The organism is Azospirillum sp. BE72 (genome assembly GCF_031455875.1).
Classification (GTDB): Bacteria; Pseudomonadota; Alphaproteobacteria; order Azospirillales; family Azospirillaceae; genus Azospirillum.
The window spans coordinates 308,980-332,380 of record NZ_JAVDTO010000001.1 but is presented as its reverse complement, the minus strand read 5'-3'; the positions used below and the strand labels follow the sequence as shown (position 1 = coordinate 332,380).

The 23,401-nt window shown below is 69.1% G+C and carries 23 protein-coding genes; 8 read left to right on the top strand and 15 right to left on the bottom strand.

Annotated elements, in window-relative coordinates:
* Positions 1-125: 125 nt before the first annotated feature.
* Complete coding sequence (locus tag J2Y49_RS01635; RefSeq protein WP_014248936.1) at positions 126-323, top strand: hypothetical protein; 198 nt, start codon at positions 126-128, stop codon at positions 321-323.
* 64 nt (positions 324-387) lie between these two features.
* On the opposite strand, the gene J2Y49_RS01630 is transcribed toward J2Y49_RS01635, so the two are convergent.
* Positions 388-1,149, bottom strand: a complete 762-nt coding sequence (locus J2Y49_RS01630; RefSeq protein ID WP_063635449.1) for an SDR family NAD(P)-dependent oxidoreductase — start codon at positions 1,147-1,149, stop codon at positions 388-390.
* A gap of 221 nt (positions 1,150-1,370) precedes the next feature.
* On the opposite strand from J2Y49_RS01630, the gene J2Y49_RS01625 reads away from it, so the two are divergent.
* The gene (locus tag J2Y49_RS01625) at positions 1,371-1,769 is read left to right on the top strand and encodes a YkvA family protein (RefSeq protein ID WP_310111392.1); all 399 of its coding nucleotides are present in this window, start codon (positions 1,371-1,373) and stop codon (positions 1,767-1,769) included.
* On the opposite strand, the gene J2Y49_RS01620 is transcribed toward J2Y49_RS01625, so the two are convergent.
* From J2Y49_RS01620 to J2Y49_RS01590, 7 genes are all read right to left on the bottom strand, one after another.
* Complete coding sequence (locus tag J2Y49_RS01620) at positions 1,766-2,722, bottom strand: DMT family transporter (protein WP_310111389.1); 957 nt, start codon at positions 2,720-2,722, stop codon at positions 1,766-1,768. The two genes, J2Y49_RS01625 and J2Y49_RS01620, sit on opposite strands and share 4 nt — an antisense overlap.
* Before the next feature lie 240 nt (positions 2,723-2,962).
* The gene (locus J2Y49_RS01615) at positions 2,963-4,765 is read right to left on the bottom strand and encodes a histidine kinase dimerization/phosphoacceptor domain -containing protein (protein WP_310111386.1); all 1,803 of its coding nucleotides are present in this window, start codon (positions 4,763-4,765) and stop codon (positions 2,963-2,965) included.
* Positions 4,766-4,918: 153 nt separating this feature from the next.
* Complete coding sequence (locus J2Y49_RS01610) at positions 4,919-5,878, bottom strand: ornithine cyclodeaminase family protein (protein ID WP_310111383.1); 960 nt, start codon at positions 5,876-5,878, stop codon at positions 4,919-4,921.
* A gap of 86 nt (positions 5,879-5,964) precedes the next feature.
* Positions 5,965-6,360 (bottom strand): lipopolysaccharide assembly protein LapA domain-containing protein, encoded by a 396-nt coding sequence (locus J2Y49_RS01605; protein WP_310111380.1) that lies wholly within the window; start codon positions 6,358-6,360, stop codon positions 5,965-5,967.
* Positions 6,361-6,409: 49 nt separating this feature from the next.
* On the bottom strand, positions 6,410-6,691 hold the full coding sequence (gene ihfB / locus J2Y49_RS01600) for an integration host factor subunit beta (protein WP_012972825.1): 282 nt from the start codon (positions 6,689-6,691) through the stop codon (positions 6,410-6,412).
* A gap of 295 nt (positions 6,692-6,986) precedes the next feature.
* Positions 6,987-8,261, bottom strand: a complete 1,275-nt coding sequence (locus J2Y49_RS01595; protein ID WP_310111369.1) for a pentapeptide repeat-containing protein — start codon at positions 8,259-8,261, stop codon at positions 6,987-6,989.
* A gap of 6 nt (positions 8,262-8,267) precedes the next feature.
* Positions 8,268-9,218, bottom strand: a complete 951-nt coding sequence (locus J2Y49_RS01590; protein WP_310113285.1) for a hypothetical protein — start codon at positions 9,216-9,218, stop codon at positions 8,268-8,270.
* Between the two features lie 258 nt (positions 9,219-9,476).
* Between J2Y49_RS01590 and J2Y49_RS01585 the strand changes: the two genes are divergently transcribed.
* Positions 9,477-10,619 carry a Do family serine endopeptidase gene (locus J2Y49_RS01585; protein WP_310111366.1) on the top strand — a complete coding sequence of 381 codons (1,143 nt, stop codon included), beginning with the start codon at positions 9,477-9,479 and terminating at the stop codon, positions 10,617-10,619.
* 62 nt (positions 10,620-10,681) lie between these two features.
* The gene (locus J2Y49_RS01580; RefSeq protein WP_149223927.1) at positions 10,682-11,452 is read left to right on the top strand and encodes a hypothetical protein; all 771 of its coding nucleotides are present in this window, start codon (positions 10,682-10,684) and stop codon (positions 11,450-11,452) included.
* Between the two features lie 87 nt (positions 11,453-11,539).
* Here the strand turns inward: J2Y49_RS01580 and J2Y49_RS01575 are convergent, their stop codons facing one another.
* Entirely contained in the window at positions 11,540-11,818 is a 279-nt protein-coding gene (locus J2Y49_RS01575) for a hypothetical protein (protein ID WP_310111363.1), read from the bottom strand.
* A 439-nt stretch (positions 11,819-12,257) separates the two neighbouring features.
* On the opposite strand from J2Y49_RS01575, the gene J2Y49_RS01570 reads away from it, so the two are divergent.
* Both J2Y49_RS01570 and J2Y49_RS01565 read left to right on the top strand, forming a co-directional pair.
* Complete coding sequence (locus tag J2Y49_RS01570) at positions 12,258-12,521, top strand: hypothetical protein (RefSeq protein ID WP_310111360.1); 264 nt, start codon at positions 12,258-12,260, stop codon at positions 12,519-12,521.
* A gap of 138 nt (positions 12,522-12,659) precedes the next feature.
* Positions 12,660-12,863: a hypothetical protein gene (locus J2Y49_RS01565; protein ID WP_149223924.1), complete on the top strand. Its 204-nt coding sequence runs from the start codon at positions 12,660-12,662 to the stop codon at positions 12,861-12,863.
* A gap of 24 nt (positions 12,864-12,887) precedes the next feature.
* Here J2Y49_RS01565 and mtnA read toward each other — a convergent pair whose 3' ends face one another.
* Positions 12,888-13,979, bottom strand: a complete 1,092-nt coding sequence (mtnA, locus tag J2Y49_RS01560; protein ID WP_310111356.1) for an S-methyl-5-thioribose-1-phosphate isomerase — start codon at positions 13,977-13,979, stop codon at positions 12,888-12,890.
* A 172-nt stretch (positions 13,980-14,151) separates the two neighbouring features.
* Here mtnA and J2Y49_RS01555 point away from each other — a divergent pair, with 172 nt between their 5' ends.
* A complete protein-coding gene (locus tag J2Y49_RS01555; protein WP_310111353.1) occupies positions 14,152-15,798 on the top strand; it encodes a sensor histidine kinase in 1,647 nt (548 codons plus the stop codon).
* 125 nt (positions 15,799-15,923) lie between these two features.
* On the opposite strand, the gene J2Y49_RS01550 is transcribed toward J2Y49_RS01555, so the two are convergent.
* The 3 genes from J2Y49_RS01550 to J2Y49_RS01540 form a co-directional block, all read right to left on the bottom strand.
* Positions 15,924-16,391 (bottom strand): Dps family protein, encoded by a 468-nt coding sequence (locus J2Y49_RS01550; protein WP_149223921.1) that lies wholly within the window; start codon positions 16,389-16,391, stop codon positions 15,924-15,926.
* 197 nt (positions 16,392-16,588) lie between these two features.
* Positions 16,589-18,301: a HAMP domain-containing methyl-accepting chemotaxis protein gene (locus J2Y49_RS01545; RefSeq protein WP_310111350.1), complete on the bottom strand. Its 1,713-nt coding sequence runs from the start codon at positions 18,299-18,301 to the stop codon at positions 16,589-16,591.
* A gap of 65 nt (positions 18,302-18,366) precedes the next feature.
* Entirely contained in the window at positions 18,367-18,849 is a 483-nt protein-coding gene (locus tag J2Y49_RS01540; RefSeq protein WP_310111345.1) for a cache domain-containing protein, read from the bottom strand.
* Positions 18,850-19,471: 622 nt separating this feature from the next.
* Here J2Y49_RS01540 and J2Y49_RS01535 point away from each other — a divergent pair.
* On the top strand, positions 19,472-21,511 hold the full coding sequence (locus J2Y49_RS01535) for an elongation factor G (RefSeq protein WP_310111341.1): 2,040 nt from the start codon (positions 19,472-19,474) through the stop codon (positions 21,509-21,511).
* A 113-nt stretch (positions 21,512-21,624) separates the two neighbouring features.
* On the opposite strand, the gene J2Y49_RS01530 is transcribed toward J2Y49_RS01535, so the two are convergent.
* Complete coding sequence (locus tag J2Y49_RS01530) at positions 21,625-21,753, bottom strand: hypothetical protein (RefSeq protein ID WP_310111339.1); 129 nt, start codon at positions 21,751-21,753, stop codon at positions 21,625-21,627.
* A 324-nt stretch (positions 21,754-22,077) separates the two neighbouring features.
* Positions 22,078-23,280 carry an aspartate transaminase gene (locus J2Y49_RS01525; RefSeq protein WP_310111336.1) on the bottom strand — a complete coding sequence of 401 codons (1,203 nt, stop codon included), beginning with the start codon at positions 23,278-23,280 and terminating at the stop codon, positions 22,078-22,080.
* Positions 23,281-23,401 lie beyond the last annotated feature (121 nt).

Below are 23,401 nucleotides of genomic sequence, written 5' to 3'. Positions count from 1 at the left end.
GGCTCCGACTGTTGATCGAGGCGACGGCTACCTAATTTGAGATTACACGAAGGGTGCCCCGCCGACGCCGGCGGGCACCGAATGGATCGACGGCAGGTTCGACCGGAGCGGAGACGGGAGGCGACATGGCGACGCGGCGACTGGATCGGGAAGACCACGTCCGGAAACATCTGGCGCTGATGCTGCAGGATTGGCAGGAGCAGACCGGCCGCGACATGGCGACCGCGACCGCCGACCAGCGGCTCCAGCACTGCACCACCCTGCTGATCGACCTGCTGGGCGAGGCGGAGCGGGCGGACGAAGCCGCCATGGCCGAAAGCTGAGCTTTCAAAATTGCGAAGGAGCGGCCCCGGCACGGGACCGCCCCTTGAACTGCGGCCCCGATCCTTACTGCGGCGCCATGCGGATGGCACCGTCCAGGCGGATGACGTCGCCGTTCAGCATCTCGTTCTCCAGGATGTGCTGGACGAGACGGGCATACTCCTCCGGCTTGCCGAAGCGCTTGGGGAAGGGGACGGTGGCGGCGAGGCTGTCCTGAACCTCCTGCGGCATGTTCAGCAGCATCGGCGTGCCGATCAGGCCGGGGGCCACCGTCATCACGCGGATGCCGTTGCGGGCGAGGTCGCGCGCCGCGCAGATGGTCAGGGCGACGATGCCGCCCTTCGACGCGGCGTAGGCCGCCTGCCCGATCTGCCCCTCATAGGCGGCGACGGAGGCGGTGTTGACGATCACGCCGCGCTCGCCGCTGTCCAGCGGGTCCAGCTTCGCCATGTCGGCCGCCGCCAACCGCAGGATGTTGAAGCTGCCGATCAGGTTCACCTCGATCACCGAGCGGAAATTCTCCAGCGGCATCGGCCCGTCGCGGCCGACGATGCGCTGGGCCGGCGCGATGCCGGCGCAATTCACCGCGATGCGGGCCGGCCCATGGGCGGAGCGCGCCTGATCGAACGCCCGCTCGGCGGAAGCGCCGTCGGTGACGTCGCAGACCAGGCCCAGCCCGCCGATCTCGTGCGCGGTCTTCAGCACCGCGTCCTCGTTGACGTCCAGCACGGTCACCTTGGCGCCGAGCCCGGCCAGATGACGCGCCGTCGCCGCCCCCATGCCCGAGGCGCCGCCGGTGACGATGGCGGACAGACCTTGGATGTTCATGGCATCTCCTCCTTAATTGCGGCCGGTCCGTATGGGGCGCCGGCCTTGTGTCCAACAGGCTGTGATCGCACTTGTTGTTTGCCGGATGGCTTTGTTTACCAGATGGCCGCCCAACCATACCACACCGTATGGTGGGGACGCATCAGGGTGGCGATCCGCGCCGGCTTTGACGCCGGCGGTTTTCTCAAGAAGGGACCAGATCCCGGAGGGTTTCAGCGTCCATGACAGCATCCATTCCCACCGGCACCGAGTTGACGATCCCCGATCCCGAGCGGGTCGAGCGGGACGAGCGGCTGGTCCGCGGCCGCTTCTGGCCGAAGCTGCGCGCCAACCTGCACCGCATTCCCTTCCTGGAAGAGCTGCTGGCCGCCTATTTCTGCGCGACCGATCCGGCGACGCCCTACCGGGCGAAGGGGATCCTGCTGGCCGCCCTGGCCTATTTCGTGCTGCCGGTGGATGTCGTGCCCGACTGGCTGCTGATCGCCGGCTTCACCGACGATGCCGCGGTGCTGGCCGCCGCCATCCAGACGGTACGTGCCAACCTGACCCCGGCGCACTGGACCCGCGCGAAGGAGACGCTGCGCGCCGAGGCGGTCGGTAATTCGGAAAGGACCGGCTAACCGGCCGCCGCCCCTGTGGATTTGCGCGCCGCCTTGCGCCCGTCCGCCGCGTCGCGGTGCATGGTGTAGAGCGCAGAACCGGCGATCACCAGCGCACCCACCCACCCCCACGGATCCATGGTCTGGCCGAAGGCGAGCCATGCCACGAGCGCGGTGAAGGGCAGCCGGGCGTAATCGTAGGGCATCATCGCCGAGGATTCGGCCAACGACAGCGCTTTCGTCATCGCCAGTTGGCCCGCGGTCAGCAGCCCGCCCAGAAGCGCCAGCGCACCCAGCACGCTCCAGCTTGGCCAAGTCCAGACGAACAGCGCCGGCACCAGCGCCATCGGGGTGACCAGCAGGCCGAGAAAGGTGACGATGACCGGCGCGCTGTCCCTGCGGCTGAGCATCCGCATCTGCAGCACGGTGGCGGCGGCGGCGAGGCAGTGCGCGAACAGCGCCAGTAAGGCCAGATCGACCGGCGTGGCACCCGGCCGCAGCACAATCACCACCCCGGCGAAGCCGGCACACACCGCCGCCCAGCGCCGCAGCCGCACCCGCTCGCCCAGGAGCAGCGCCGCCCCCGCCGTTACGAACAGCGGAATGGCGAAACTGACCGATGTCGCGGTCGGCAAAGGGATATGGGCGATGGCATAGAACCAGCCGGCCATCGCGCACAGGCTGGTCACCGCCCGCGTCACATAGGGCCGCAGCCGCCGCTCCGCCAGCACCGACCGGCAGGCCGGCGCCCCCGCCGTCAGCGCCCAGGGCAGCATCCACAGCAGGCTGAACAGGTTTCGGAAGAACACGACCTCCAGCGGGTCCATGACGGTGGAGGCCCAGCGCACGGCCGAATTGCCGATCCCGAACAGCAGCGCCGACAGCAGCATGAAGCCGGCGCCCAGCAGCAGCCGGTTCGCCGGCGCCCGCAGACCGGGCCCCGCATTCATGGGCGGAGAGGCTGAGACGGTCACGGTCAGTCGTCCCTGGAGAGCCGTTTTGGTGGAAGGCGTTCGGTGGAAGCTGTTTGGGGCCAGTTGCGGCAGCAGGGTCCGGGCCGGTCCGCCGTCTGGCGCGTTAGCGCAAACACGAACCGCGCAGAACAACCCCCGCCTCCGGTGCCGAGGCGATGATCCTCCGACGATAACCGGGGTGACGCAAGCGAAATGCAACCGACCCCTACGGCTAAACTCCCGTATGACGTGTGGCTGTCTTCACAATATGGAGCCTGACTGGACCGGCCGGTGCGGCAGGCAGATGGTGAACCGAACGCCGGGGCTGGTGTTCTCCACCGTCAGGATGGCACCCAGCTGCTTGGACAGGGTGTGGATCAGGCGCATGCCCAGGCTGCGGCTGCGGCGCCAGTCGAAGTCGGGCGGCAGCCCGACGCCGCGGTCGCCGACGATCAGGCACAACGCGTCGCCATCCGACCGCAGGCTCACGGAAATGACGTTGGCGGCGTCGCGGCCGGTCCCATCCGGCAGGCCGTCACCGTTGCCGCCACCTGCTGCGCCGGCTGCGGCAGAGACCGGGACGGCGAGCGGCCGATAGGCATGCTTGATGGCGTTCATCACCAGCTCGTTGGCGAGCAGGCCCAGCGGCACGGCATGATCGGTCGGCACCTCCATCGGCTCCACCGCCAGTTCCAGCCGCCAGTCGCCGCCTTCGGAGCGGGCGGAACGCTCCAGCTCCCGGCACAGCTCGGTCAGATAGTCGTGGAAGGGGATGAAATGGATGTCGTCGACGCGGTAGAGCAGCCGGTGGATATCGGCGATGGCCTGTACGCGCCGCCCCGCCTCCAGCAGATGGTCGCTCAGCCGCGGATCGCCCACCGCCTGCCCCTGCAAGCCCAGCAGGCTGGACACCACCTGCAGGCTGTTCTTGATGCGGTGGTTGACCTCGCGCATCAGCAGGTCCTTCTGCGCCAAGGCCACGTCGCGCTCGCCGATGGTGCGCTGGAGCGACGCGGTCCGCTCGACCACCCGGCGCTCCAGTTCGCGCTGCACCTGCCGGGCGGCGCCGGCCTGCCGGAAGCCGAAGACCGACAGCGCCGCCAGCGCCAGCGCCGCCGCCGCACCCAGCCCGGCATAGGGTGCGATCAGCCGGTGCCACGCCGCCAGCACCGGAGCCGTATCCAGCCGGACGACCACATGCACGGGCCAGCTGTCGACCCGGCGATGGGCGACGATGACCGTGTCGTCGCGCGCCGCCCCGCCCTCCGGCTGCGCCTGGATCGCACGGCGGGCCAATTCCGACAGCGGCACCGGATCGGCGGCATTGTCGGGCTCGCGCACCAGAATGTCGAGATCGCCGGACCGCACCAGGATGGTCACCGGCCGATGGGGGACGTCCAGTTCCTTGTAAAATCCCGACAGATAGGACGGATCGATGGTGACAGAGGCCATGCCGCGGAAACGGCCGTCCGGTTCCGAAAGCCGGCGGCTGAGCAGGAAGGTTGCCTTGTTGGTCACCCGCCCGATGATGCGCGGGCCGATATGGGGCTGGTCCACCGCATTGCCCACCCCGCTCGCCCGGCTGTGGAACAGGAAGACATCGCGGTCGGACGCATCGGAAAACGGCGCCGGAAAGGCCAGCGTCGTCAGCCGCAGCAACCCCGCCCCATCGTTCAGCCAGATCGCATCCAGGAAGGGCAGGCGGGCGCGCTGGCCGTTCAGCTTGTCCCACAGGGCACGCGACCCGGCGATCTCGTCCCACGGGCGCCCTGCGGTTTCCTGGGCGGCATATTCCACCAGAAGGTCGGCGGCGTCGAACAGGCGGGCCGCATGTTCCGCCAGCACCCGGACGGCGGACTCGGCACGCTCCTGAGCCCCGTTCAGCGCCCGCTCGCGCGATTGCACCCCGACCACCGCAGTCACCGCCGCGAGGAACAGGAAGCCGCAGGCCGCCAGCCAGCCGATGGCCGCCTCCAGCCGCGGCTTGCGGTAGGGATGGACAATGTCCGCAGCCGGAGTCGGGCTCCCGGCGGGCTCGTCAGATGACTGGGCAGGCGGAACCATGAAAGCGGCTGTTCCTTTTCCGCAGCTGCGGATCGCCGCGCCGGACGGCGGACAAGCGGCAAGAATCGCGGAATAGTAGCGCAGGACGGACCGCCGGTAACCCTGTCTTTCGGAGACGGAGGTCCCGATGCCGGGCAGTCCTGTCCTGCCCGCTCAGCGGATCGAATCGTTGTGCAGCACCATCTCCACAGCCATCTGTGCGGCGCAGAGGTCGGCCAGCGCCGTGCCCACCGACTTGAACAGGGTGATCTGATCGTAGAAGCGCCGTCCCGCCCGCTCGCCGCGGCCGAGGTCGAACAGGTCGCCGGCGATGTCATCCACGGTCAGCAGACCGGATGCCAGCGGTTGGGCGATGTCTCCGGCCTCCACCGGTGTGCGGTCGCGGCAATCGACGAAGACGCGGGAGCGGCGGATGCAGCCGTCGTCGGCCTCGCGCATTTCCGGTGTCACCCCGCCCAACAGCTCCAGATGCTGGCCCGGCCGCAGCCAGTCGCCGCGGATCAGCGGCTCGCGCGCCGTGGTGGCGCAGGCGACGATATCGGCGCCGCGCACCGCGCCCTCAAGGTCGCCGGTCGCCTCGATCCGGAACTTCGGCCGGTGGAACCGGGCGGCGAGGCGCTTGGCCTTCTGCAGGTCGCGGCCCCAGACCAGCACATGGCGGATTGTCCGCACGGCGGTGTGGGCCTCCACCAGTTCCAGGGCGAGGGGGCCGGTGCCCACCACCAGCAGGCGCTCCGCATCCGGCCGCGCCAGATAGGAGGCGGCGAGCGCCGAGGACGCGGCACCGCTGCGCCGGGCGAGCGCCGCGGAGGAGTCCAGCAGCGCCTGCGGCACCCCGGTCTTGCCGTCGGCCAGCAGATAGACGCCCTGGGTCTGCGGCAGGTCGCCGCCGGCATTGTCGGGAAAGACCGTGTCGATCCGCAAGCCGATCGACTGGTTCACCTGCCAGGCCGGCGCCAGCAGCAGGGTGGCATCGTTGGACCCGTAGGTCTCCACCCGGTGGCGATGGGGCGGCGGAGCTTCCACGCCGGCGCGGAAACTCTGCCGCAGCCGTTCGATCAGCATGCGGTGGTGCAGGACGGAACGAAGCTCGGCGGCGCTGACCGTGCGCATGGGACCTCCTCCCGCCGATCGACACCGCCCCCCTCGCATCAAGACGGGCTGGGAGAGGGGAAAAACGACGTCCGGTTACGCCGGCCTCAATGCACCGTCGGCGCGCTGTTCTCGGCGGCCGGGACCGGCAACCCGCCGCTGGAGCCCGGCAGCGGGCCCGAAACCGGACGGGTGCTCTCGGCCAGCCGCTTCTCGGCGGCGGCGGCGCGGGCCTGCGCCTCCTTCAGTTCGCGCTCCAGATACAGCACGCGGTTGCTCTCGCGCCGGGCACGGCGGCGGTGGCGGCGCTGGCTGTTCCAGACGATGAAGCCGCCGGCCAGAAAGCCCAGCAGCAGCGCCACCAGCGCGGCCAGATAGACCGGGGTGTCGAGCGTGAAGGGCAGCGGCCACAGCGACAGGGTCACGATGCCGCGGTTGGAGATCGCGAACAGGATCGCGACGAGGGCCACCGGCAGGGTGACGATCCAGGAAATATGGCGCAAAGCGAAGGTTCCTCAAAAATGCGGCGGGGAGAGACGGCCGGCCCGGAGCTCAGTCCGTGTTCAGACGTTCCCGGAGTTGCTTGCCGGTCTTGAAGAAAGGAATGCATTTCTCGCCGACGTCAACCGATTCTCCGGTCCGGGGGTTGCGACCCGTGCGCGCGTCCCGCTTCTTGATGGAGAAGGCGCCGAAGCCGCGCAACTCCACCCGGTCGCCGCGCGCCAGCGCTTCCGTGATCTCATCGAAGATGGTGCCGACGATCTTCTCGATGTCGCGCTGGTAGAGATGCGGATTGCGTTCCGCCAGCCGCTGGATCAGTTCCGACTTGGTCATGACCGTTGACGTTCCCCCATTCGGTGCGGGCGCTTATGATCGCGGTGCGCCGCGCTTGAGCATCAGCGTGCCACCGGCCTGCCAAGGCGTCAAGCCCCACCCGTGGCGCTAAACCGTTACAGCACAACCCTTTTTCAGTCCGCCGCCTGCCCGGTCAGGGAAGAAGCAGCCTCTTGCGGACAGTGCCGTCCGCGGCAGCGGCGGCAATCTCCGGTACGGATCGTGACGGAAATTTGAAAGCGATCAACGGCTTCGCGAAAGAAATCCCGCCGGTCGGAACGCTCCGCCGAAGGGATCAGGCCCCGCCCAGCCGCGTCCCCTCCAGGATGGCGCCCTCCAGCACCGCCGACGAGCGGTCGCAGCCGCTAAGGTCGGCCAGCGTCAGGTCGCTGCCCTTCAGGTTGGTCTCGGCCAGCGAGGCGCCGGCCAGCCGCGCCCGCACCAGCGAGGCCCGCATCACCTTGGCCCCGGCGCTGACCAGCAGCATGCCCAGGTTGGCGCCGTCCAGCCGGCTGTCGATCAGGATGGCGCGGTCCAGCTTCACCCCGCGCAGGTCGGCGGACCGCAGGTCGGCGGAGCGCAGATCGGCGCCGTCGAACTGGGCCGCCTGCAACTGGGCGCCGTTCAGCCGGGCATGGCGCAGCCGGGCGCCGGTGCCCTTGGCCAGGGTCAGGATCTTGCCCGTCAGGTCGGCCCCCTCCAGGTTCAACCCGGTCAGGTCGAGCTGGCATCCCTGCTTGCCGCTGGTGCCCAGCCAGATCATGTGCTGGCGCAGCATGCCGTCCAGCTGTTCGGCCGGCAAGGCCGGAAGTTCGGCGGCGGCAGACTCTTCCGGTTCCGGTTCGGCCGCCGCTGCCTGCGGCTGCGCCTGCCGGGCGGCATGGGCCTGCTCGTCGGTGCGGATCGCCTGCTCCAGCCCGCCGTCGTCCAGGCTGGCCCCGTCCAGGATGGCGCCGCGCAGGTCGGAGCCGTTGAGGTCCGCCCCGCGCAGGTCGGCGCCGGAGAAATTGGCGTCGCGCAGGTCGGTGCGGTCCAGCCGGGCGCCGGCCAGCCGGGTGTTGGTGAAGTCGGCGGCCCGCGCGAAGCTGCCCGACAGCTTGGCCCGCGCCATGTCGGCGTTGGTCAGCCGGGCGGACGCCATGTCGGCCGGGCCGGGGTCGAACCCCACCACCTTCAACTCGCCGGCGCTGTTGCGGTTGACCATGCTGCCGTCGCGCAGGTCGACCTCCACCATGGTGGCGCCGTCCAGCTTGGCACCGCGCACGTTGGCGCCGCGCATGTCGGTGCGGAACAGCCGCGCTTCCGACAAATCGGCCCCGCGCAGGTCGGCGCCATAGAGATCGGCATGGTCCAGCACCGTCCCGCGCAGGTCGGCGTCGCGCAGGATGGCGCCGGCAAGATGCGCGCCGGTCAGGTTGCGGCCGGCCAGCGACAGGCCGGACAGGTCGAAGAAGGGAAGGTTGGCGCGGGCGCCGTTCGGGCGCCCTTCGGCGAATCGGACATGGCGCTCGCACACGCGGTCGAGCTGGTCCTGGGTCAGGCGGATGCGGGATTTGCCGTCTTGCGCCATGGCCGGTCACGCGAACAGGGCGTCGATGTCGGCCTGGGAGATCGCACCGCCGCCATCGCCGCCGCCGGGATCGGCGGGAGGCGGGGGCGGGGGCGGGGCCGGCTTCGCGACAGGGGATGGCGGGGGAGGCGGAGGCGGCGGAGAGGGCGCCACGTCGGCCGGCAGCGGTTCCGCCCGTTCCGCCACCTCGGGCACGCTGGCGAACAGCGCGTCGATGGCATCCTGGCTGACCTCCGGTCCGCCCAGCTGCGGCCCGTTCAGCAGATGGGCGTCGGGGCGGGTGTCGCCCATCTTGCGGTGCGAGGCGACCTCGCCATGGTGCTGCTCCGGGGCGACGGCCAGCCGCTCGACGCCCCAGATCTCGATCATCGTGTTCACGCGCTCTTCGATGTAGCGCAGCGTGTTGACGACCTTGGTGGTGCGCTGGCCGGTGATGTCCTGGAAGGAACAGGCGGTCATGATCTCGATGCACCACGCCTCGATCGCGTCGATCCGCTCGGCCAGATCGTCGTCGTCGCGCGGCATCGACATGGTGATTTCCTGGATCTTCTCCGTCGCGTTCAGGATGTCGGTGGTGGCGCGTTCGGTGGCGGCGACGATCTCGTCCAACTCGCCGGTCGCCGCCTCGATCCGATTGGATCCGGTGTCGGTGGCCTTCAGCGCCGCGATGTCGCTGCGCGCCTCGCGCACCACCTGGGTGATGGCGGTCAGTTCCTGCTGGATGCGCGGATCCTCGCCCGGCGCAAAGGCGGTGAAGGCGCTGGGAGAGGCGCCGCTCAGCCGGTCGACCTGGGTTTCCAGCTTGCCGACCAGCCGGTGGAAATCGTCGGAGGCGACGACGCGGCTACGCCGGTCGCGCATGCGCAGGAAGGCGCGGCCCCGCGCCGTCTGCGACAGGGCCTCCTCCATCTGCAGATACTCTTGCTCGGTCAGTTCGAGCAGTGACCCGCCGCTCATCGCGCTCAACCCGTTTTCCAGCAGCCACGCCTCCCCGCCATGCCGGGGGCTGCGCCAGCCCTGTCCTATACCACCCAATTTCTTTACCGGGAGTTTCCGCCGCCGCCACGCTATCATTCTTCCGAACGGATCGGAGTGCTGGCGGGCGTCGGCGGCGCCATGGGACGGACAGGCTTGAACCCCCTTCCCTTTTGTCCCAAATCAGCCCGGTCGATGACGGTCTTTGACAAAAATTCCCCTCCAAGAAAGGAAGAAGCCATGAAAGCGGTGGTGCGTCCGGTGGTGTTTGCGGCTGCGGTCGGGATGGCTGCGCTGGCCGGCGGCGCGCTGGTCGCACCGGCCGATTCGGCGCTGGGCCGGGCCGGGTCCGCGGTCGGGCTGGGCGCTTCGCCCGCCGCGGCGGCGCTGCCGCTGGGTGCGGTCGGCGGCGGCACCATCGCCCCGATGCTGGAGCAGGTGACCCCGGCGGTGGTGAACATCTCGGTGCTGAGCCAGGCGCCCCAGGCGGAAAACCCGCTGCTGCGCGACCCCTTCTTCCGCCGCTTCTTCAACCTGCCGGACCAAATGCCGCAGGGCCGCCCGCAGGTCAGCGCCGGGTCCGGTGTGATCGTCGACGCCGCCAACGGCTATGTCGTCACCAACAGCCATGTGGTGGAGAACGCGCAGGAGATCGCCGTCACGCTGAAGGACCGCCGCCGCCTGCGCGCCAAGCTGATCGGCCGCGACGCCGCCACCGACATCGCGCTGCTGCAGATCAAGGCGGAGAGCCTGACCGCCCTGCCGCTCGGCGACTCGGACCGCGCCAAGGTCGGCGATTTCGTCGTCGCCATCGGCAACCCGTTCGGGCTGGGCCAGACCGTGACCTCCGGCATCGTCTCGGCGCTCGGCCGCAGCGGGCTGAAGATCGAGGGGTACGAGGATTTCATCCAGACCGACGCCTCGATCAACCCCGGCAACTCCGGCGGCGCGCTGGTCAATTTCCAGGGCGAGCTGATCGGCATCAACACCGCCATCATCGGTCCGGCCGGCGGATCGGTCGGCATCGGCTTCGCCGTTCCGGTCACCATCGTCCGTTCGGTGATGGAGCAGCTGCGCGAATATGGCGAGGTGCGGCGCGGCCGGCTGGGCGTCGCCATCCAGGACCTGACGCCCGATCTGGCGGAAAGCCTGAACCTGAAGGGCGATGAGGGCGCGCTGATCGCCAAGATCGAACGCGGATCGCCCGCCGACAGCGGCGGCCTGCGCAGCGGCGACGTGGTGGTGGCGGTCGACGGCCGCGCCATCCGCAGCGCCACCGATTTCCGCAATCGCATCGGTCTTCTGCGCGTCGGCACGCCGGTGCAGTTGACGGTGGTGCGCAACGGCGGGCAAAAGTCGGTGACCGTCCGCACCCAGCGCTAGGGCCTGACCGGCAGAGGCCCGGTGCAGGGTCGCGGACAGCAGAGGAGCCACCCCGTACCGGCATGATGCGTTCCAACCCACCCCGCCGTCCGGCCGCCCCGCCGGCACCCACGCCCGGCCGCAGCGCCGCCCAGCGCCAGCGCGAAATCGCGACGCTGCTGATGCGGCTCGACGCCATGCTGAAGCAGTCGGCGGAGCTGGCCCAGACGGCGCGCGAGCGGGTGTCGGTCGGCGGGCTGGCCCGTTACCGCCGCTTCAGCCGGCGGGTGCGCGACTTCTTCGCGCTGGCGGCGCTGACACAGGAACGGCTGGACGCCGCGCCGGAGGAGATGGAGGATCTGATCGATCCCATGACCACCGCGCTGGAACGTCTGCACGCCCGCATGGTGGTCCAGTTCGTGGAGGGCAGCGCCGGCTTCTTCTCCAGCTTCGCCCGGGTGAAGGCCCTGCCCATCGGCACTCACGAGATGTGCGGGGTGGAACTGCGCGGCGTCCTGGAAATCCGCAAGTTCCTCGACGATCCGCTCTATGAGGGGGAGCGCGGGCAGGCCCTGCGTGCCGAGACCGACCGCATCGCCGCCCTGATCCGCCGCGTGATGGACCGTATCCCGCCGCTGCCCGACTTCGGCGACGAGCCCAGCATCGGCCCGCGCGGCACGCTGAACAGCCCGCTGAAGGGCCCCAACGCCCATATGCCCGCCGGCCGCAGCGTCGCCCGGCCGGCCGCGCCACGGCCGGCCGGCATGCCGCCCGCCGCCCCGCCTGCTCCCAACCCCAGCACCGAGGTCCGGTCGCTGAGCCTCGACCAGTTCGAGGACGACGAGGACGAGTGAGCGGCCAACCGGGTGGCCAAGGGGGCGGCCCAAAGGGCGCTCAAGGGGGCGGCAGTGCCGCGCCCTCGGCCGCTCGCCGCCGATGCCTCAGCGGCGATGCTTTTTCCCGTCCTCCGCGGTCAGGGCGCCGACAGCAGCGCCGGCGGCACCGCCCAGCAGTCCGCCATAGACCGCGCTGCCGCCGGTGACCGCACCGATGGCGGCACCACCGGCGGCACCGATCGCTCCGCCCGTCAGGGCACGGTTCTCGCGGTGGTTCAGGTTCGAACAGCCGCCGAGCAGAGTCGCACCGATCAGCAGCGCCATCGCCCCGGTGGCGGCCCTGGTAGTGGCCCTGGTGGTGAATGTCCGCATGGTCGTCTTCATCGCTCTATTCCTTCAAACACAGGCGTGGCCGTCGGGTGCCCTTCCCAGGCCCCTCTGCGGCCATGCTTATGTTTGGTGAGCGGCGCCGGGCGGTGCTGTGACCATTTCGAGGTAACGAAGCCACCCGTTCGATAAAACCTACTTCGTTCGCGTAAGAATGATCTGCGAAGACGACGGGGAATGGACGGCAAGACTTCCCGGAGCCAAAACGATCTTTTTCCCTGTTTTCAATATGGTTACCAAAGAATGTGGTAAGACCATTTGAATTGTTTCCGTTCGACAACAAATAATTACAACTTTCCGAATGAAATTTCGGCGCGACTTGGTTAGGACATTGCTTTCCCTTTGAAGCATCGTGCTCATGGGGAGACAGAGATCGGCTCCTTGCGCGGGCATGTCGAAGCCACGCAAAGAAAGGCCGGCACAGGGAAGAGCAGAGATGACGTTCAACGACAGACACCACGACAACGGCCGCCCACCCGACCGGAACCAATCCTCCGCCCACTCCAGTCCAATGGGCCGGATCATCGAGATGGCGTTCAGCGGCCTGTGGGTGATCAAGCGGCAGGGTGTGCTGACGGAGGTCGGCGGCCGCCTCTATTGGCCCGACCGCCAGTCTCTGGAGCGGGCGGCGGTCCAGGCCGGCATTCCGCTGTCGGACGTCGTGGTCCATACCGGACGCCTCGACGCCGACTCCCGATAGAGGGACGGGCTCCACCCCTTCCGGGGGATGGAACCGCGACGAAGGGACAGTTGCACGGGCAGGGGGCTTCTTCCAATATCCGGAGTGCGGACAAACATCTGGTGTGGACTGTCCACAATCTCCGTTTCATTGAGGCCCATGGAAGACATCGACCGCCAAAGAACGCTGGATTATTTCGAACGGCTGGGGAAAAAGCGCGTGCGCCTTTATACCGCCATCGACTGCGAGCGTTTCCTCGGCGACTGGCAGGTCCGCGAGTTGGCGGACCAGTGGCTCGATGCCAAGAATGCGGAAGACACGCCGCAGCCGCTGTGGCGGCGGCTGCTCTCCGACCGCCGCTGACGCTTCGCCCTCCCCCTGTCCGGCCTACGCCCGCTCCGGAAACAGCCCGAGCAGCCCGTCGCGCGACGGGGCGCAGACGCCGCGTTCGGTGATCAGGCCGGTCACCAGCCGGGCCGGCGTCACGTCGAAGGCGTAATTGGCGACCGGACTGCCGTCGGGGGTGACGCGCACCGTCTCGATCCGGCCGTCGGCGGTGCGGCCGGTCAGTTCGCTGACCTCGCGGCCGTCGCGCTCCTCGATGGGAATCTCCCGCACGCCGTCGGCGATGGTCCAGTCGATGGTCGGTGACGGCAGTCCGACATAGAAGGGCACGCCGTTGTCGTGGGCCGCCAGCGCCTTCAGATAGGTGCCGATCTTGTTGCAGACGTCGCCGGTCGCCGTAGTGCGGTCGGTGCCGACGATGCACAGGTCGACCTTGCCGTGCTGCATCAGATGGCCGCCGACATTGTCGGCGATGACGGTGTGGGAAACGCCGTGATGCTTCAACTCCCAGGCGGTCAGGCTGGCGCCCTGGTTGCGCGGGCGCGTCTCGTCCACCCAGACATGCAGCGGGATGCCCTGCTCGAAGGCGGCATAGACCGGGGCCAGCGCCGTGCCCCAATCGACCGTGGCGAGCCAGCCGGCATTGCAGTGGGTCAGCACGTTGACCGGCTCTCCCGGTGTTTTGCGCTCCGCCTTGGCCCGGATCAATGCTGCGCCATGCAGGCCGATGGCGCGGTTGATCTCGACATCCTCGTCGGCGATGGCCGCCGCTTCCGCCTCGGCCGCATCGACGCGCTGCGACTCGGGGAGAGGCTCCAGCAGGCCGCGCATGCGCTCCAGCGCCCAGCGCAGGTTGACGGCGGTCGGCCGGGTCGCCAGCAAGATCGCGCAGGCGCGCTCCAGCCCCCGGTCGCTCGCATCCGCGCGCAGGGCCAGCGCCACGCCATAGGCCGCGGCGGCGCCGATCAGCGGGGCGCCGCGCACCAGCATGGCGCGGATGGCGTGGGCGGCCTCCTCCAGGCTGGTCAGGCGGACGACGGCGAAGTCATGCGGCAACCGGGTCTGGTCGATGATGGCGACGGTTCCCCCGCCTTCCGGCCAGATGGTGCGATAGGCCGTCCCGTCGATTCGCATAACACCATCCTCCAGCTACCCGCCATTACACCTGACAAAGCAGGATGACTTTGTCGGCACCTCACAATAGGTGGTGGCCGCTGCCGCTTCAACACGGGTAGCGTTCGGCGGAACAGTCACCCGCCGGGCGGTGTTACCGTTTCCGGCCAAGCATGAATGGCCGCACCCCCACATGGTTTCCGATACGATGCCGTTGCGCGCGCTGCGTTCCCAATCCTCCCCGCTCTACCGGCTGCCCGGTTCGGCGCTGGTCCTGATCGCCTGCACGGCGGCCGTTCTGCTGACCGTCGGGCTGTCGGCCGTCTTCGCCTGGCGCGACCGCAACGAGGCGGTGCAGCAGGCGACCGGGGTCGCCGGCAACATCGGGCTTCTGGCGGCGGAACATGCCGCCCGGCTGATCGAGTCGGGCGACCTGCTGCTGACCCAGACGGCGACCCTGGCCGGCGCGGCCGGTACACCGCTGCCCGACGATCAGGCGACCCGCGACCGCATGGCCCTGCTGGCGGCCAGCGCCCCCCACATGGTGGGGCTGGAGATCCGCGACGCGTCCGGCGCCCTGCGCCTGTCCAGCCTGCCGGATGCGCCGCCCACCGCCGCACCGGCGTTGAGGCCCGATGGCCGGGCCATCGGCGACGGCCGGATGGGCGGCCGGGCAGTGGTCACGCTGGCGCAGCCGCTTCCTGGCAACACGCCGCGCGGCTGGGCGGTCGCCGGTCTGGATGCCCGGGCCTTCCGCGACGTCTACCGCGCGCTCGACGTCGGCTATGGCCACAGCATCTCCATCCTTAAGCGGGACGGCACGCCGCTGCTGCGCGAGCCGGAGGGCGGCGGCACCATGGGCGGGCGCAAAGGCGACGACGATACGGCAAGCCACGCCGATGACATCACCGTGACGCGCCCGATCGGCGACACCGGCCTGTCGGCGGTGGTGACCATCGCCACCGGCAGTGTTCTGCAACGCTGGACGGAGCGGCTTTGGATCTACGCCGCCTTCGCCGCGGCGGCCTGCGCCACCGTGGCGGTGATCGGCGCGCTCGCCATCCAGCGGGCCCGGCGCGAACGCGAGGCGGAGGACGCCCTTCAGCACGCCTACGACACGCTGGAGGAGCATGTCCACCAGCGCACCGCCCAGCTGGAGCGCGCCAATGCCCAGCTGGAAGCCGCGGTGACCGACAAGGAGGTGCTGCTGAAGGAGGTCCAGCACCGGGTGAAGAACAACCTTCAGGTCATCTGCAGCCTGCTGCGCCTGCAGGCGGCCCGCATCGACGAGCAGGCCCGCCGCGGCTTCGACGAGAGCCTGCGCCGCATCCAGACCATGAGCCTGCTGCACGAGCTGCTCCACCGGTCCGACGAGCCGGCCCACATCAACTTCGCCGAAGCGCTGCGCCAGATGTGCGACGGGCTGGTGCGTTCCGACAATCCGACCGCCGCCCGGCTGGAACTGGAGACGGAGGATTGGATCGTCGATGCCGACCGCGCCACGCCGCTGGCCATCGCCACCAGCGAACTGGTGTCGAACGCGCTGCTGCACGCCTTCCCGCACGGCCATCCCGGCACCGTGCGCGTGATGCTGGAGCGCGAGGAGAACGGAATGCGGCTGATCGTGCGCGACAACGGCGTCGGCCTGCCCGCCGGCATGCCGAGCCAGCACAAGCGGCCGAGCCGCGGCGGAGCCGGCAGCGGGCTGGGCCTGAACCTGGTGCAGGCCCTGTCGCATCAGGCCGGCGCCACGCTGAAGATCGAGCGCGACGGCGGCACCATCTTCACCCTGACCATCCCCAACCTGCCGGTCCGCCAGCAGGCCAGGAACGCGGCGTAAGGCGGGAAGCGGCCGGAGCCCGAACGGAAAGGGCCTCCCCATCCATCCGACGGGGAGGCCCTTTATGACTCATGCAGTCAAAGCCCCTCTCCCCTTGCGGGAGAGGGGCATTCGAAATGGAGCGGCTACTCCAGCATGCTGCGCAGCATCCAGGCGGTCTTGTCGTGGATCTGCAGGCGCTGGGTCAGCAGGTCGGCGGTCGGCTCGTCGCTGCCCTGCTCGGCCGCCGGGAAGACGCTGCGAATGGTGCGGGCGGCGGCCTCGTGGCCTTCGACCAGCTGTCGGATCATGTCGTTCGCCTTCGGAACGCCCACTTCCTCCTTGATCGAGGCCAGTTCCGCGAACTGCGAGAAGCTGCCCGGCGCCGGATAGCCCAGCGCGCGGATGCGCTCCGCGATCTCGTCCAGCGCGGTCCACAGCTCCGTGTACTGCGTCATGAACATGGTGTGGAGCGTGTTGAACATCGGCCCGGTGACGTTCCAGTGGAACGAATGGGTCTTGATGTAGAGCGCGAAGGTGTCGGCCAGAACCTTGTTCAGCCCTTCGGCGATGGATTTGCGGTCTGCGTCCGAGATCCCGATGTCGATCTTCATCTTTCGATCCTTCTTGTTGGGTCCTGCATCATACCCCGGCGTTGGCACGGCCGTCACCGGCCCCCAACCCGCCGTCCGGGACATCAGCTTGGGCGCGGGCGAATGGTTTCAAGGCTGATGCGACCAAACTTCGCGGGCAACCCTCGCGGAAGACAAGGCAGACCAACGAAAGGAGAGTGGCAGGACCGGCGCCCTCCTCACCCTGCCCGCAGCCGCCCGATGAAGTGCTTCACTTCGCGGCTCAGCGTCACCGCCTGCCCGTCGAGCAGCTCCGCCGCGCGCAGGACCTCGCCGGCGGCGCTGCCGGTCTCGCCGGCGCTGGCGGAGACGGTGGCGATGGTGCGGGACACCTCGGAGGTGCCGGCGGCCGCCTCCTGCACGTTGCGGGTGATTTCCCCGGTGGCGGCGGCCTGCTGTTCCATGGCGCCGGCGATGGAACCGACGATCTCGTCGATGCCGACCACCGTCTCGCCCACCCCCCGGATGGCGGCGACGGCGGCGCCGGTCACCTGCTGCATGGCGGCGATCTGGGTGCCGATGTCCTCGGTGGCCTTCGCCGTCTGGTTGGCGAGGTTCTTCACCTCGCTCGCCACCACTGCGAATCCCTTGCCGGCCTCCCCCGCCCGCGCCGCCTCGATGGTCGCGTTCAGCGCCAGCAGGTTCGTCTGCGCCGCGATGGAGTTGATCAGGCCGACGATCTCGCCGATACGGTGGGCGGCGTCGGACAGGCCGACGACATGGCCGTTGGTCTCCTCGACCGCCCGCACGGCGCCGCGCACCATGTCGAAGGAGCGGCGGACCTGTGCGCCGATCTCGGCGATGGAGGCCGACATCTCCTCCGTCGCGGCGGCGGCGGTCTGGACGCTGGAGCCTGCCTGGGCGCTGGCGGCGGCGACGGTGGCGGCCTGCCGGTTGGCGCTGTCGGCGCGCTCCAGCATGCCGGCGGCATTGCTGCGCACCTGATGGGCGCCGGCCCCCACCTGCTGGACCACCTCGGACACGCGGGCCTCGAACAGGTCGGCCAGTTCCCGGATGGCGCGATGCTTCTCCGCCTCGGCCTCCGCCTTCTGGCGCTGCTGGTCGGCGGTCAACCGCTCCACCTCGCGGGCGTTGGTCTGGAATACCTCCAGCGCGCGGGCCATGGCGCCGATCTCGTTGCGCATCCAGCCGCCCTCGACCTCGCCGTCCAGCTTGCCGGCGGCGAGATCCGTGGTGGTGCGCGACAGTTGCTGCAACGGCCTTGTGATGGAGCGGGCGAGCAGCAGCCCCGCTGCCATCATCGCCAGCAGCAGCCCGCCCATCACCAGCGCGAAGTCGCGCCGCGCCGCGGCGGTGGCGTCGCGGGTGGCCTGGGTGGCGGCGGCGGTGGACCGGCCGATGGCGGCCTGAGTCTCCATCACCTTTGCGGTCAGGGCCGCGAACTGGGTGTCGGTGTGGGCCATCATCGGGATGCCGATCAGGCGGTCGATGGCCGCCATCTGGTTCATCTCGTCCACCGCCTTGGCATAGGCGCCGAGCCGGACCGACACCTCGTCCAGCATCGCGCGCTCCGCCTCGGTCAGCGGCAGGGCGCGCAGTTCCGCGATCGCGGTGCGCGCCTTGCCCAGGTTGGCGGCGATGGCATCGCGCATGGCCTGGAGCTTCGCCTCCTCGATGCCCGACCCGGACAGGGCCAGATGCCGCGACACGTCGCTGTGGATGACATGGGCGATGGCGACCAGCCGGTCGATACGGCCCAGCCGCTCCGCCGCCACGCTGTGGATGCCGTCCACGGCGGTCAGCGCCTGTTCCGACTCGCGGTCGGCCAGGACCAGAGCCGCCACCGTCAGGACGATCCCCATCAGGGGCGCAGCGAACACCCGGCCCGCCACCGACAGGCCCGACAGACGCGCAAAGACACCGCCGCTCATCCTCATTCCCCCATCAGCGTCGCCGGACGGTCACCGCGTCACGCGGCGGCCGTCATTTGCCGTCGTCACTTGTAGATGCCGACATAGGCGACCAGTTCCTGGCCGGGCACGCGCTTCACGTAGGTGATCTTCGGCTCGATCTTGTTGCTGGCGGGATTCAGCCAGCGGTACTCGACCCAGCCCTCGCCCTTGTCCTTGGCGACGGCCAGCACGTCCTGGACGATGTAGCGGCCATCCGGGTCCTTGACGTTGATGACGCTCTGCCCGACGCCGGCCGGACGCGGCGGATAGACCTTCCACACCCCGGCGAAGTCGATGACGTTGACGTAGATCTCGCCGTACTTGAACGGACCGTCGGCGTTGAAGGCCTTGGTGGCCTCGTCCAGTCCCTGGGCGGCGATCAGGTCTGCCGCCTTCAGGGTGATGGACTTCGCATCCTCCTGCGTCGGCTTGGCCGCCTGTGCCGCGGCGGGGGTGGACAGCGGGGCGGAAACGGCAGTACCGGCGGCGATCAGGCCGGCAACCAGCAAACGAAACCACAGGCGCATATGCATGTTCCCCAAGGACTGGAGGCCTGCCGGCGGACGCCGGGCGGCCCGTCGATTGTTGTCCGGCCGTCGTCGCTTTTGCGCGCAGCCATTTTCGGATCAAGCTACTAGCAGAAGGTTTCATGCATTTGTCCGCCCCATTTCGTCGCGGTCATATCGCATTGCACCATAGCAATATTGCGGCGAACTCTCCGCCGCACACATCTTTGAGACGTATTCTATTTAATTTGAACGCCTTAGCCGCGCAGGCCGCCGATCGGCACCGGAGTTGGCATGGCTGCCGCACACCGATGCGGCCTATCGACGCATTGAACGCACCCTCCCCTGCCATGCCTGCGCTGTCGAATCCCCGGTGCAGACAGCGGCTGCGTGACGGTTTGCCGCCCCTTTTTTCCATCGACAGCCGCGCCGTTCCGGTGGAGCATCGAAAGTCCGATGCGGGCGTTCCGCCGGCCCCGGACCTGATGCGCCATCGCCGCACCCGTCCGCCGCCGCCCGTCGCCCCACCCGGATGTGCCTGTCTAGAGCCACACGCGAACGGGCCGCCACGGCGGCCGGCACCAGCGCCCCATCCCCGGCGCGGCCCGGCCAGGACGGCCCGAAGCTTCCACGGGAGGTGTGAATGCCGCATACGCAAATCCGGACGGCGCGCTGCGCGGCGCTGGTCGGCCCCTATCTCGCCGGCAAGACGACGCTGCTCGAAAGCCTCCTGTTCGCGGCGGGGGCCGTCACCCGCAAGGGCAGCGTGCGGGACGGCAACGCCGTGGGCGACACGTCGCCGGAGGCGAAGGCACGGTCGATGAGCACCGAGCTGAACGTCGCCTCCTTCGATTACCTGGGGGAACGCTGGTCGATCCTGGACTGCCCCGGCTCGGTGGAACTGGCGGGCGAGGCGCAGGCGGCGCTGATGGCCGCCGACATCGCCATCGTGGTGGCGGAGGCGGCGCCGGAAAAGGCGGTCCTGCTGGCCCCGCTGTTCAAGGTGCTGGACGACCACCGCATCCCGCATCTGCTGTTCATCAACAAGATCGACACGCTGGGCGACCTGCGGGTGCGCGACGTCGTCGCCGCCTATCAGGAGGTCTCGACCCGCAAGCTGGTCCTGCGCGAGGTGCCGTTGCGCGAGAACGGCCAGATCACCGGGCTGGTCGATCTGGTCAGCGAACGCGCCTGGCGCTTCAACCCGCACAAGCCGTCCGATCTGGTGGCCCTGCCCGACAGCGTCCGCGACTGGGAAGCCGAGGCGCGGCAGGCGATGCTGGAATCGGCCGCCGACTTCGACGACGCCCTGCTGGAAAAACTGCTGGAGGACATGGCCCCCGACAGCGCGGAGCTGTACCAGACGCTGGCGCATGAGTTGGCCGACGACCTAATCGTCCCGGTCTTCTTCGGGTCGGCGGAGAACGACAACGGTATCCGCCGCTTGCTGAAGGCCCTGCGCCACGACGGGCCGGAGGTCGGCGTCACCGCCGCCCGCCTCGATGTCCCGTCGGATACGACGGCGACAGCCCAGGTGGTCAAGACGATGATGGGCTCCCATGCCGGAAAGCTCAGCCTCGCCCGCATCTGGCGCGGCACCGTCACCGACGGCATGACGTTGGGCGGGGAACGGGTGTCCGGCATCTTCCAGCTGTTCGGCCGCGACCAGACCAAGGTGCCGCAGGCGGCGGCGGGCGATCTCGTGGCGCTCGGCCGGCTGGAGAAGGCGGCGACCGGCGACCGCCTGACCGAGAAGGCCAATCTCGGCCCGCCCGCCGACTGGCCGGCCGCCGTCCCGCCGGTGCATGGGCTGGCGTTGCGCGCCGAGAACCGCAATGACGAGGTGAAGCTGTCCGCCGCCCTGCAGAAGCTCCGGGAGGAGGACCCGTCCCTGACGCTCGACCAGTCGCCTGAAACCGGGGAGCTGGTGCTGTGGGGCCAGGGCGACGTGCATCTGAAGCTGGCGATGGACCGGCTGCGCAGCCGCTTCAACGTCGCGGTGAAGGGCCAGCCGCCGCAGGTTCCCTACAAGGAGACGATCCGCAAGAGCACCGGCCACCACGCCCGCTTCAAGCGCCAGACCGGCGGCCACGGCCAGTTCGCCGACATCCATGTGGAAATCAGGCCGCTGCCGCGCGGATCGGGCATCCAGTTCGAGGATGCGGTGGTCGGCGGCGCCGTGCCGCGCCAGTACATCCCGGCGGTGGAGGCCGGCGTGCGCGAGGCGGCGGTCCGCGGCCCCCTGGGCTTCCCGGTGGTCGACTTCGCCGTGCGGCTGACCGGCGGCCAGTTCCACGCCGTCGACAGTTCCGACATGGCCTTCAAGACGGTGGCGCGGCAGGCGATGGCCGAAGCCCTGCCGGCCTGCGAGCCGGTGCTGCTGGAGCCGATCCTGACCGTCACCATCGCGGTGCCCAGCGCCTTCACGCCCAAGGTGCAGCGTCTGGTCAGCGGCCGGCGCGGCCAGCTGCTGGGCTTCGACACACGGCCGGGCTGGCCCGGCTGGGACGAGGTGAAGGCGTGCATGCCGCAGGCCGACATGCAGGATTTGATCGTGGAACTGCGGTCGCTGACCTTCGGCGTCGGCAGCTACAGCGCAGAGTTCGAACGCCTGCAGGAGGTGGTCGGCAAGGCCGCCGACCGCGCGGTGGAAATCCGCAAGGACATGCTGGCGGTGCAGTGAAAGCCTGTCCCCTTCACCGCTCCGGCATCGGGCGGTGAAGGGGACTGAACCGTCGATCGGAACGCGAGAACCCTGCCAGATATCGGAAGGCCAAGTCTCAGCCTCTCGAAGTCTCAGCCCTTCAAAATCAAGGCGATCATGATGCCGGCAAAGCTGAGGATGGAGACCGAACCGACGATGATGCTGGCGAGCATCTGCGCCGAGATGTAGGAGCCGGCGACCGTACCGGCGATCCGTGCCACTCCGTCACGCCCACCCCCAGGTGCATTTGCACCGGGGTGCCCGCAGGATGGGCAAGTCGGCGCTTCAGCGGAAATCTTGTGCCCGCACGCAGCGCAGGGGACCAGAGCCATTCCGTTCCTTCCCATTCTTCGACGCACCAGGATTGCTCTTTCCCACATAGAGCGAAGAACGGAGCATTGCAGCTTCTCTTTAGGCTAAGGACGCCGTGACCGCACCCGGCGGCATGACGGTAAGGGTGGCCCTCGCTTCCGCCCACCAAAACGAAAAGGGCCGGCGCCTCACGGCGCCGGCCCTTTCCTTACTCACTCACCGCGGCGGTGCGGTCAGCGCAGGTTGCCGCAGGCGCGCTGGATGCGCTTGCACGCCTCTTCCAGCGCTTCCGTCGAGGTCGCGTAGGAGATGCGGAAGTGCGGGGCGAGGCCGAAGGCCGACCCCTGGACGACGGCGACGCCTTCCGACTCCAGCAGATAGGTTACGAAATCCTCGTCGGTCTCGATCACCTTGCCGTCCGGGGTCGTCTTGCCGATAGTGCCGGCGCAGGACGGATAGACGTAGAAGGCGCCTTCCGGCTTCGGGCAGCTGATGCCGGTGGCCTGGTTCAGCATCGACACCACCAGATCGCGGCGCTGGCGGAAGGCCTCGCCACGCTCCTTGATGAAGTCCTGCGGACCGTTCAGCGCCTCGACGGCGGCGGCCTGGGCGATGGAGGTCGGGTTGGAGGTCGACTGGCTCTGGATGACGCCGATGGCCTTGATGAGATCCTTCGGGCCGCCGGCATAGCCGATGCGCCAGCCGGTCATCGCGTAGGACTTCGACACGCCGTTGACGGTCAGGGTGCGGTCGTACAGCGACGGCTCGACCTGGGCCGGGGTGACGAACTCCAGGCCGTCATACAGCAGGTGTTCGTACATGTCGTCGGTCATGACCCAGACATGCGGGTGCTTGACCAGCACGTCGGTCAGCGCCTTCATCTCGGCGCGGGTGTAGGCGGCGCCCGAGGGGTTCGACGGCGAGTTCAGGATCAGCCACTTGGTCTTCGGCGTGATCGCCTTCTCCAGGTCGGCGGGCTGCAGCTTGAAGCCCTGCTCGGCCGGGCAGGAGACGAAGACCGGCGTGCCTTCCGCCAGCTCCACCATGTCGGGATAGCTGACCCAGTAGGGGGCCGGGATGATGACCTCGTCGCCCTGGTTCAGCGTCGCCATCAGGGCGTTGTACAGAACCTGCTTGCCGCCGACGCCGACGGTGATCTGCTCCGGCGTGTATTTCAGGCCGTTCTCGCGCTCGAACTTGGCGCAGATCGCCTTCTTCAGGGCCGGCGTGCCGTCCACCGCGGTGTATTTGGTGTCACCGGCCTCGATCGCCTTGATGGCGGCGGCCTTGATGTTGTCGGGGGTGTCGAAGTCCGGCTCGCCGGCGCCCAGGCCGATCACGTCGCGACCGGCCGCTTTAAGTTCGCGGGCTTTGTTGGTCACGGCGATGGTCGGCGACGGCTTGATGCGCGAGAGACGGGACGCGATAATCGACATGGCGGCGGGCCCCCTCAGGGCTATGGTGACGGTGTGGCGGAGACGTCGTGCGACGCCTGCCCCTCCGGGTGGAAGGCGCGAGGCGGGACCTTACTTCCGCTCCACCCCGGTTGCAAGGCCG